We start from the raw sequence: 10,674 nt of genomic DNA on the forward strand, positions 1-10,674 counted from the left end.
AAATTTGAATAATATTCTGGGAATTTGTAATTAGATTCTGACAAGCTGGATAATATTCTGGCGAGCTGGAAGCTGGCACTGGATAGCTGTTATAAATATAAAAATAATCCTCTAATTCTGAAGAGTTCTCGGTTTATATATGTATGTACCTCTTTGGCCTGGAAAACCATATCCACTTGGAGCATCCTGGGATGGTAAAGGCACTAACTTCGCTATATTCTCTGAAAATGCTACTAGCGTTGAACTTTGCCTATTTGATAAGCAAAATAAAGAAACACGCCTCACTCTGACAGAAGTAAGTAACTTTGTCTGGCATGGGTATGTACCAGGTATAAGTCCAGGTCAAAAATATGGATTTCGAGTACATGGTCCCTACGAACCATCCCAAGGTCATCGTTTTAACCCCAATAAACTACTAATTGACCCTTACGCTAAAGCAATTGATGGGAATATACTCTATGGTCAAGAAATATTTGCCTATTCTTGGGATGACCCAGAAAAAGATTTAGCCTGCACTTTAGATGATGATGCTCATCTAATGCCAAAGGCTGTAGTGATTGATGAAAGGTTTGATTGGGGAGATGACCAGCTATTAAATATTCCCAACCACGACACAATAATTTATGAAATTCACCTCAGAGGGTTTACTAAACTGCATCCTGAGATTCCAGAAAATCTGAGGGGTACTTATGCTGGGTTGGCACATCCAAAGGCGATCGCCTATCTCCAATCTCTAGGCATTACGGCGGTAGAGTTAATGCCAGTTCATCATTTTCTTAGATATCCAGGACATTTAGTAGATAAGGAATTATCTAATTACTGGGGTTATGACTCTATTAATTATTTTGCTCCCTATAGTGGCTATAGTTCTAGTGGTAATGCAGGGAAGCAAGTTAAAGAATTTAAACAAATGGTCAAGGCTTTGCATAAGGCTGGTATTGAGGTGATATTGGATGTGGTCTACAACCATACTGGAGAAGGTAATCATTTCGGTCCGACTTTATCTTTCAAAGGTATTGATAATGCTGCTTATTATCGGCTTGTAGAAGATGACCCCCGCTACTATATGGATTTTACAGGTTGTGGTAATTCTCTCAATGTTCGTCACCCCCAGGTATTGAAGTTAATTATGGATAGTCTGCGCTACTGGGTGACGGAAATGCACGTTGATGGTTTTCGATTCGATCTAGCTTCTGCTTTGGCGCGGGAATTATATGAAGTGGATAGTTTGGCAGCTTTCTTTGATATTGTGCATCAAGACCCGGTTATTTCCAATGTGAAATTAATTGCTGAACCTTGGGATGTTGGAGAAGGTGGTTATCAAGTTGGAAATTTTCCTCTATTGTGGTCGGAATGGAATGGTAAATATCGAGATGCAGTTAGAGATTTTTGGCGAGGGGAAGAGGAAACATTATCTGAATTTGCTTATCGTTTTACAGGTAGTTCTGATTTATATGCTGCTAATGGTAGGTTGCCTCATGCGAGTATTAATTTTGTAACTGCCCATGATGGTTTTACTCTCAACGATCTAGTTAGTTATAACGAAAAACATAACGAAGCAAATGGGGAAGATAATAATGATGGAGAAGAACATAATCGTTCTTGGAATTCTGGAGAGGAAGGAGAAACTGACGACCAAGAAGTGTTGGATTTAAGAAATCGTCAAAGGCGTAATTTTTTAGTGACTTTAATGTTGTCTCAGGGTGTACCTATGTTATTAGGTGGAGATGAATTTGGTCGGACGCAAAAAGGTAATAATAATGCCTATTGTCAGGATAATGAAATTTCTTGGTTAGATTGGAATTTACAAGTAGAAAATTCAGACTTATTAGATTTTACTCGACAGTTAATTTATTTTCGTTGTCAACATCCAGTATTTCATAGACGTAAATGGTTTGAAGGTCGTGCTATTCATGGTTCGGATGTGAATGATATAGGTTGGTATAATCCCGATGGTGGAGAAATGACCGAGGAACAATGGAATATTGATTTTGCTAAATCTATAGGTATCTTTTTAAATGGAGAAGAAATTCCTGCTAGTGGTGAGCGTGGAGAAAGGATTATTGATGATTGTTTTATGATATTTTTTAATGCTCATTATGAATTGATAGAGTTTATAATTCCTCCTAAGTTTCAAGATAGAAATTGGGTAGTTGTTGTTGATACGAGTAAGTCTCATTTTGTGGAAAATGGTAAGCAATATCAAGGTGAAGTTCCTATTCCTGTGATGGAACGTTCAATTATTGTTTTAAGGCGTTTGTAAGCATTTAGGTATTAGCTATTATCTCTCAGTTTTTTAATTAATAGGGTGCATCTGAATATTTGTAAAAATACTTTTTTTCTATTCCCTGTTGTCTATTGCTTTTTCCTTAAAAGCAATAAATTTTTGGCTTTGTTCAAAATTTAGATGCACCCAATAAATGAAAAAATCATTCGTTAAACTTCCTGTTTGAATTTGATTCATTATAGGTTATCTGGAATTGGTAATTTATCAAATGATATATGAGTATTGTCACTAACTAATCAAAAAAGTATGGGATAAGTAAGAATTTTAAGCATGGGTATTGTATATCTATAGGTCTTTTAAGACTAAAGGATAAAGAGTAGATTTTTCTATTCGTGTTGAATAAAATAAAAATAATCTAGTACTTCAATAAAATGACAAAAAACTATCTGAAAGCATTCGCTAAGGCAACTCGTACATTTGCTGGTCCTTTTGCAGCTCCTTTTGACGGTGTTCTTAGTCTCTATGAAGATGAACAAATGGAAAAACGTGAAGCTAAACTAGATGAAATGATTAATGAAGGACAAAATCTGAGTCGTGAAGTTCTTGAAGAGATATTTATAGCTAGAAGCGAAATAAAAGAATTAAGAGAACAATTTATCTTGGGAATGGAAATTTGTTTTTCTATTCTAGCTAAAAATACGGCGTTATTATCTAGTCCTGATTTAGAAGAAAATCTTCCTTTTTTGATGGAACCATATAGGGAAAAGTTAGAAGCAAGTGGGTTTATTACAGATGAAATTTTAGCTGATGAGCTTTATAAATATTATGAGAAAGATGCCAGACTTTTTTTAGCACATATCTCTGCTGATTTTCCTGTGGGAGAACTTTCCATGAATAAAGCTTTCGCAGTTATTATTTCTGAATTTTTAACAAGGTGTTCTGGTCAGGGATTAAATCAACAAGCTAAAATATTTAATGCTTTAAGTAAAAAAAATCCAGGTAGTAAACCTTTAAAGGTTAAAAGCTTGATGCTTCAAGAACAAGTTGTTAGTCAAATAGATAAGTACCCCAGAGTTCAATGGCTGCTTGAATTGAGTTGCCATTTTGATGAAATTGACGACAAAAAAATGGCATCCATTACTAATTACTGTCGGGAAATTTCAGGTGATATCTCTTTGACTCTAAAGAGAAAAGAAAGAGGAAGTATAAAACTAACTTTTGAAGGCTCACAAGAAGGAATGGAAAAAATTAAAGCTTTGTTTGATTCAGGGGAATTAACTGCAATATTAGAAATTCCTATAAAAAATATTAGCTCAGTTACAGAACGAAAATTACCATCTCCTCTAATTACAACTCAAAAAATACTATTTTTGTCAGCTAATCCCAAAGGAACGTCTCAACTACGATTGGATGAAGAGATACGTGAGATCAAAGAAGGACTGCTGAGGTCAAAGAAGCGAGAAAAGTTTGTTATTGAAATAGGGCAAGCAGTGCGATACAGAGAAATTCGGCGTGCTATCCTTGATTTTGAGCCGAACATCGTCCATTTTTCAGGACATGGTGCAGGGGAAGAGGGGTTAGCTTTTGAAGATGAAACTGGTCAACTGAAGCTAGTTGAGACTGGAGCATTAGCAAGGCTATTTAAGCTATTTGCTGGTCACATAGAATGCGTTGTTCTTAATGCCTGTTATTCTGAGGTTCAGGCTAAGGCAATTGCACAGCATATTCCTTCTGTGGTGGGGATGAACAAGGCCATTGGTGATCGCGCAGCCATTGAGTTTGCTGTAGGTTTCTATGATGCTTTAGGAGCAGGAAAGACGGTAGAGTTTGCTTATAAATTAGGATGTAATTCTATTGAGATAGCAGGAATACCAGAGAACTTAATACCTCAATTACTAAGAAAAAGAAAGAATCCTCAAGATACTCCTCCTACCACAGGAAATTAAACTCGGCATCTCCAGAAAAGGTTCTTAAACCTTTATAATGCAACGTATCCCGACCCTCATCTTTAAGATATAACGCGGGACTTATAGCCCCTCAAACTCCCCATCAGTTAAATCCTGGAATTACTTCTTTTAACTTCCCAGGCAGGAAGTCCCGCGCTGTAATTTGTAACTTCCCTAGCGGGAAGTCCCGCGCTCTCCGGTAGGGGAGCGGAGGGATGGGAATGCCAACCCATGCTATAATAAAACTACGAGCGTATTAGTAATAGGTCGAAAACATTGAAATCTAGATACAAATATCGCATCTATCCTAATCATATTCAAATAACTAAATTAAATCAGCTATTTGGTTGTTGTCGATATGTTTGGAATCAAAGTTTAGCATATTGTAATCAACTATATGTTGATGGTCAAAAGAAACCTAGTTATGTTGATTTAACCAAGGAATTCATAACTCAAGCTAAAAAAGAATTAGTTTGGTTAAAGGAAGTTGCATCTACTCCATTACAACAGTCTCTCAAAGATTTAGACCAAGCTTACAGAAACTTCTTTGATAGTTGTACTGGAAAACGTAAAGGTATCAAGGTTAAACCTCCAAAGTTTAAGTCCAGAAAAACAAAGCAAACTGCTAGATTCGTAGGGGCTAATTACAAAGTTTGCCAGGATAAAATATATCTACCAAAGGTAGGTAAGATTAAAATTGTTTGGTCTAGAAAATTACCCGCTGAACCTAGTTCTTTAACAATAATCAAAGATTCAGCTAATCGCTACTTTGCTAGCTTTGTAGTAGAAATAAATCCTGAAACGTTGCCTAAAACTGACAACTCAATAGGCATTGATTTAGGTATTTCAACTTTTGCAACCTTGAGTAACGCAGATCAAATTAATGCTCCAAAACCTCTTAAAAACAACCTCAAAAAGTTAGCTAAATTCCAGCGTAAATTTCCCAGAACTGAACCAGGCAGTAAACCTATACGAAAAACGTAGACTAAAAATAGGTAAACTTCATGCCAAAATCAAAGATATTAGAACTGATTTTCTGCACAAATTATCAACTGATTTAGTCGAAAAATACGACACAATTGTACTAGAAGACTTAAATGTTTCTGGTATGGTTAAAAACTGTAAATTAGCTAAAGCAATTAGTGATTTAGGCTGGAGACAATTTAGGAATTTAACTGAGGCTAAATGCGAGAAATATGGTAGAGAATTTAGAGTCATAAACAGATGGGAACCCACTTCTCAAAAATGTAGTTGTTGCGGGTTTAAAGGTGGCAAGAAAGAGTTAAATGTTAGGGAGTGGACTTGCTTAAACTGTGGTACGTTTCATGATAGAGATATTAATGCTGCTACAAATATTCTTAACGCTTCTGTTGCAGAAACAGTAACTCAACCGATAACCAAAGTTGAAGAAACTGTTAAACTTGAGAATCCTGTACAGCTATCACTTTTCAATGAAGTCGCCGACGGGCAGTTGGAGACAATTAAACGGACACGGAGGAAACGTCAGACTGGCAAGCCAGCAGATTCCAATGATGTGTCAACCCTCCCTGAGTCATTTGTTCAGCTTAGTCTGTTCGAGTGATGGATGGGAATCCCGCGCTGTATCGTCATGTCAGCGTCGGGAGGATGTCAATTACTGTAATTACTACTGACTCAAATGAAAATTACTTATCCTCAAGTTACGATGACTGGTGGTAATAGTGGTTCAGGAAAGTGTTCAGGAGTGAAGAAGGAAGTCCTGCTATTTCCATTCTCCCTATTACAGAATCTCCAAAATATGATGATTGATTATTAGACATTATTCTCTAGGAACGAATAGCCATTCACCCCTACAGTGGTCTACTAAAATGAAAACCGTTGTTATTTTATTATCTTCCATTAAGAGAATTTATAGATAAGGAGGAGCGATCGCCACACACCTTTCCCAAAATTTACCCAAAAACACTATATATAGTAGTAAAAAACTATAACGTTGCAGATATACAGTGTTTAGCCTTTCGACTTTTTTGTTTTACCCGCTGCTGAATAACTTCCGGAGGCGGACCATAATCCCCATCACTGAAATATACTCGCTCTACTCTATTGCCTGGTTCTACTTCAATCCATAGACGGGCGCCTCCGGCTTGACTTCTATTAGGTTTATCAGGTCGATAGACTATTTGGCAAGGTCCATGAATTTTTAGGGAGTGGCAATAATCTTTTTTACCTCCTACTTTGACGGCGACTGCTGTATGGCAAGTTCCATGGTCTCGGTCATAGTCTATAGTCTTTCTGAGAACATGAATAAAAGTATTTGCTGTGCGTTGATTTTTGTTCCAAGTTGGTTCTGGACCACGACGACCAGGTGTAATTTCTGGCATCCCTCTCTGATTTAGAGGAATCTGCCAAAGTCTTTTGACTTTACGCGCACCAATAACTCGGCCAGCATTTAGTAGAAAGCGCAATCTACCTGTCGAGATATTTAGAAGAAAAGCCGCTTCGGTTGTACTAACTAATGAGACAGTCATAACTATAACGTTGTAGTTTTAATAATTTACATAAATAAGGATAATTTAGAATATTTTTTTAAAAAAGTAATTTGGTTTTAAGAGGTTAATAAAGTAACAGATAAAAATGTAGTCTAAAATTAGACAACATTAATTATAAAAAATTCAACGTCCTAAGAATCTATAAATCTATGATAATTGGTAGCCATTATTCAGCAGAAACAAATAAATCCGAATTTAATGTCTGGGCACCTCTACGAGAAAAGTTAGCTGTACATATTATTCATCCCCAAGAAAAATTAATAGCTCTACAAAAAGATAAATGGGGATATTGGCAAGGAGAAGCAAAAGATATTGACCCGGAAACTCTCTACTTCTATCAATTAGATGGAGAAACTGACCGACCAGACCCCGCTTCTAACTGGCAACCTCAAGGAGTACATGGTCCATCAAAAATAGTAGACCATCAAAAATTTACCTGGAATGATGCCTCTTGGCAAGGTATCCCCTTGGCAGAAATGATTATCTATGAACTTCATGTCGGTACCTTTACACCCGAAGGAACTTTTACAGCCATAATTCCTAAGTTGCCAGAATTAAAAGATTTAGGGATAAATGTTATAGAAATAATGCCAGTTGCCCAATTTCCAGGCGATCGCAACTGGGGCTACGATGGAGTTTATCTTTATGGTGTCCAAGATTCTTATGGTGGGCCTGATGGTCTAAAGGAACTTGTTAATGCTTGTCATCAAGTTGGCATTTCTGTAATTTTGGACGTTGTTTATAATCATTTTGGTCCAGAAGGAAATTATCTCTGGGATTATGGTCCCTATTTTACGGATAAATATCATACTCCCTGGGGAAATGCTGTTAATTTTGACGACGCATATAGTAATGAAGTCCGTAATTTTTTTATTGAAAATACTTTGTATTGGTTAGATAAATATCATATTGATGGTTTACGTTTGGATGCTGTTCATGCCATTTATGATATGAGTGCTGAACCTTTTTTACAACAGTTAGCTACTAGGGTAGAAGAGTTTAGTAAAAATGATGGAAGGAAGCGTTATTTAATTGCGGAAAGTGACTTAAATGATGTGGGAGTTTTACGTTCAAAAGAAAATGGAGGGTTTGGTCACGATGCTCAATGGTGCGATGATTTTCACCACTCTCTACACAGTCTTTTAACAGGAGAAAGTTCTGGATATTATTCTGATTTTAAGAGTATAGAATCTCTGAAAAAATCTTATAAACAAGGATATGTTTATACGGGAGAATATTCACCTCACCGTCAGAGAAATCATGGTAATTCAACTGTGGGTTTTGCTGGAGAAAAGTTTGTAGTTTGTATTCAAAACCACGACCAAATAGGTAATCGATTAATTGGAGAAAGATTATCAGCTTTAGTAGATTTTGAAGGATTAAAATTAGCAGCAGGAGCAGTTTTAATTTCTCCATTTGTACCAATGTTATTTATGGGAGAAGAGTATGGAGAAGAAAATCCTTTTATGTATTTTGTTAGTCATGGAGATCCTAACTTAGTTGAAGCAGTGAGAAAAGGTAGGGCAGAAGAATTTAAGTCTTTCAATTGGTCTGGAGAAGTGCCAGATCCTCAAGGTGAGAAAGTTTTTATGGAGTCTAAACTGAATTGGGAAAAATCTAGGGAAGGGAAATATAAAATTTTACGTTCTTTCTATAAAAGATTAATTGAGCTACGGAAAAAAATTCCGGCATTAGCTAAATTAGATAAGACTCAAACTGAGGTGTACAGTTATGCTGAGAAAAATGTGTTATTGCTTCACAGGTGGGAAGAAAAAAGTAGCGTATTAAGTCTGATGAACTTTGAAAAGGAGTCTGTCACATTTGAATGTAAAATACCTCAAGGAAATTGGCAAAAACTACTTAATTCTTCCGACCAAGAATGGATGGGAAATGGTGCTGCTTTGCCTGAAAAATTGTTATCAGGACAAAATGTAACAATTAATCCTTTAAGCTTTGCTGTTTATGAGGAGTAGTTTGAGTATGATAAGTTCTGAATTTCAATTAGGATAATAAAAATTTACTATTGCTTCACAGGTGGGAAGAAAAAAGTAGCGTATTAAGTCTGATGAACTTTGAAAAGGAGTCTGTCACATTTGAATGTAAAATACCTCAAGGAAATTGGCAAAAACTACTTAATTCTTCCGACCAAGAATGGATGGGAAATGGTGCTGCTTTGCCTGAAAAATTGTTATCAGGACAAAATGTAACAATTAATCCTTTAAGCTTTGCTGTTTATGAGAAATAGCTTGAGAGACTATTTGTAAAGTTTTGTCAGGTAAAGGGATAGAACGTCCGTTCCGCTTCGCGTTGGGGGAGCCTAGCACCAGCTATATCGTCCTTTAAATTTTAACAACTTGCTTATTTATCTGGTGAGTTGGCAGTCTGCAATACCCAATTTGTGAGGGGGAAAAACACTTCATAATTCTTGAGAAATAACTTATTAGTATTATAAGTTCTGAAATTTAAATCCTTAAATAAGTAGGTAGGTCAAATTAAATAGAAAATGATTGTTGAGAGGGAACACTGGAACATAAGAAATGTGGATAGTGATTAAACAATTTCTCTCAGCTCATCAGGTATCTATCTATCGGTTTTATATTTTTTTACACCCACCTACTTAGGGTTTGGAGAATCAATAATTAACCCATATATATCAGAGGTTTAAGTCCTAGCAAGGCTTTAAAGAAGTGCAATAAAGTGACTAAACAAATATCAAAAATCAGAAATTTTTCCCAGGCAGGGGAAGGAAAAATTCAGCAAAATTAACAGTAAACTATTGCCTATTCTCCATTTCCTTATTTCACCAAAATACTTCTTTATGAAGCTCTAAATAGGTATGATAATAAGGTGTAAAAAAGAATGGTTGAAATAATACAAAATCTCCAAACTATTGCTACATATTTGTTCATAATATGTAGATACGTTGCATGCAACATCCGTACGAAGTAGGGTTATTATACCAATTCCCAAAAGCATTGCTATACTTAGGTTGCACTTCAGTTATTAAGTAATTAACACAGGGCAAATCACTTTTTTGCTCTTTATTAGCCCAGTTAATGTTTATTATTCTTATGTTGTACGGACGTTGCATGCAACGTCCCCACACTCTCCTACCTCCCCACACTCCCCACACTTCCCCACCCGATCGGGTATAGCATTCTTTTTGAGAAATGGTATTAGGGATAAGTAGTCTAAGAGTTAATGCCTAAAATAATTAAAAACATTGCTCAACCATTATTACTACTTAATAATTGAAGTCTTGAGCAAGGTCTGGCATTATTTTTGGGAATTGATATAATTTTGCATGATTAAAAGATTTAAGATGAAATGTTTCTTTGACTAAAAATTAAGCTTTACTCTAAAAAATGTTGAGATGTTATTCCTCGTGTCTACTGACTCCTGAGTCTCAGTAATACAAATTTAATCAAATATTGCAGAGCGTGACGGATGAGGCAAAAGGAAAATAGAGAAAGAAAAGTATATGAGAGAAAAAAATTGTACAATATCTGCAATTTTATATATATAAAGTCTTAGACTGTAGGCCGAAACAATTTATTAAAATATAACTGCCTTTTTTAAATTTGGTATAATAACCTAATTATTGGTAGTCAAGATAGATAGAACAGGTATTATACCTCTTGCATAAGTAAGCCAAAAATTAAAATTAAAAAGTCAAGAGTAATAGAAACTAACAGTTTACGTACTCTAATACCATTTGAATAAAATTTTGCTACAAATCACTGTCGGTAGTTCTTATGTTCCCTTTTGCTTATTATCTATAAACAGAGTTTTGTAACATTATTTGATTAAATTGGTAGAACTTATTTTAATTCCACTCTGTCAAGAGGTTTATATGATTAAATATCAATTATTATTCTTATGCAACAATTCCTAATTATCATAGGTATTCAGAATATGATATTAGAGACTGTTTGTAAAAAAAAGCTAAAGATGGCCATGAAGAAGTATTTAA

General features: G+C 35.5%; 8 protein-coding genes and 1 pseudogene. 7 read left to right on the forward strand and 2 right to left on the reverse strand.

Features of this window, described 5'->3' with window-relative positions; translation table 11 throughout:
- Window positions 1-139 precede the first annotated feature (139 nt).
- Window positions 140-2,263, forward strand: coding sequence for a glycogen debranching protein GlgX (gene glgX / locus ACP6PM_RS26625; RefSeq protein ID WP_426589917.1), 2,124 nt, complete (start codon window positions 140-142; stop codon window positions 2,261-2,263).
- A gap of 78 nt (window positions 2,264-2,341) precedes the next feature.
- Here glgX and ACP6PM_RS26630 read toward each other — a convergent pair whose 3' ends face one another.
- Window positions 2,342-2,464: a hypothetical protein gene (locus ACP6PM_RS26630; RefSeq protein ID WP_426589918.1), complete on the reverse strand. Its 123-nt coding sequence runs from the start codon at window positions 2,462-2,464 to the stop codon at window positions 2,342-2,344.
- A 194-nt stretch (window positions 2,465-2,658) separates the two neighbouring features.
- Here ACP6PM_RS26630 and ACP6PM_RS26635 point away from each other — a divergent pair, with 194 nt between their 5' ends.
- The 4 genes and pseudogenes from ACP6PM_RS26635 (at window position 2,659) to ACP6PM_RS26650 (ending at window position 5,968) form a co-directional block, all read left to right on the forward strand.
- Complete coding sequence (locus ACP6PM_RS26635; RefSeq protein WP_426589919.1) at window positions 2,659-4,173, forward strand: CHAT domain-containing protein; 1,515 nt, start codon at window positions 2,659-2,661, stop codon at window positions 4,171-4,173.
- A 276-nt stretch (window positions 4,174-4,449) separates the two neighbouring features.
- Window positions 4,450-5,157: an RNA-guided endonuclease InsQ/TnpB family protein gene (locus ACP6PM_RS26640; protein ID WP_426589920.1), complete on the forward strand. Its 708-nt coding sequence runs from the start codon at window positions 4,450-4,452 to the stop codon at window positions 5,155-5,157.
- A gap of 40 nt (window positions 5,158-5,197) precedes the next feature.
- Window positions 5,198-5,755 (forward strand): annotated as a pseudogene (locus tag ACP6PM_RS26645) (RNA-guided endonuclease InsQ/TnpB family protein); the annotation flags it as partial.
- A gap of 75 nt (window positions 5,756-5,830) precedes the next feature.
- A complete protein-coding gene (locus tag ACP6PM_RS26650; protein ID WP_426589921.1) occupies window positions 5,831-5,968 on the forward strand; it encodes a hypothetical protein in 138 nt (45 codons plus the stop codon).
- Between the two features lie 169 nt (window positions 5,969-6,137).
- On the opposite strand, the gene ACP6PM_RS26655 is transcribed toward ACP6PM_RS26650, so the two are convergent.
- Window positions 6,138-6,680: a DNA-binding protein gene (locus ACP6PM_RS26655; RefSeq protein WP_426589922.1), complete on the reverse strand. Its 543-nt coding sequence runs from the start codon at window positions 6,678-6,680 to the stop codon at window positions 6,138-6,140.
- Between the two features lie 170 nt (window positions 6,681-6,850).
- On the opposite strand from ACP6PM_RS26655, the gene treZ reads away from it, so the two are divergent.
- Window positions 6,851-8,674 (forward strand): malto-oligosyltrehalose trehalohydrolase, encoded by a 1,824-nt coding sequence (gene treZ, locus ACP6PM_RS26660; RefSeq protein ID WP_426589923.1) that lies wholly within the window; start codon window positions 6,851-6,853, stop codon window positions 8,672-8,674.
- Window positions 8,675-8,724: 50 nt separating this feature from the next.
- Complete coding sequence (locus tag ACP6PM_RS26665; protein ID WP_426589924.1) at window positions 8,725-8,946, forward strand: alpha amylase C-terminal domain-containing protein; 222 nt, start codon at window positions 8,725-8,727, stop codon at window positions 8,944-8,946.
- Window positions 8,947-10,674: the final 1,728 nt, after the last annotated feature.

Source organism: Dapis brunnea BLCC-M229 (genome assembly GCF_050015995.1).
Taxonomy (GTDB): domain Bacteria; phylum Cyanobacteriota; class Cyanobacteriia; order Cyanobacteriales; family Microcoleaceae; genus Trichodesmium.

What these genes read in the sequence shown, in the direction of transcription:
- treZ (WP_426589923.1), top strand. Translation starts at nt 6,851, where the DNA reads ATGATAATTGGTAGCCATTATTCAGCAGAAACAAATAAATCCGAATTT.
- ACP6PM_RS26650 (WP_426589921.1), top strand. Translation starts at nt 5,831, where the DNA reads ATGAAAATTACTTATCCTCAAGTTACGATGACTGGTGGTAATAGTGGT.
- ACP6PM_RS26630 (WP_426589918.1), bottom strand. Translation starts at nt 2,464, where the DNA reads ATGAATCAAATTCAAACAGGAAGTTTAACGAATGATTTTTTCATTTAT.
- glgX (WP_426589917.1), top strand. Translation starts at nt 140, where the DNA reads ATGTATGTACCTCTTTGGCCTGGAAAACCATATCCACTTGGAGCATCC.
- ACP6PM_RS26635 (WP_426589919.1), top strand. Translation starts at nt 2,659, where the DNA reads ATGACAAAAAACTATCTGAAAGCATTCGCTAAGGCAACTCGTACATTT.
- ACP6PM_RS26655 (WP_426589922.1), bottom strand. Translation starts at nt 6,680, where the DNA reads ATGACTGTCTCATTAGTTAGTACAACCGAAGCGGCTTTTCTTCTAAAT.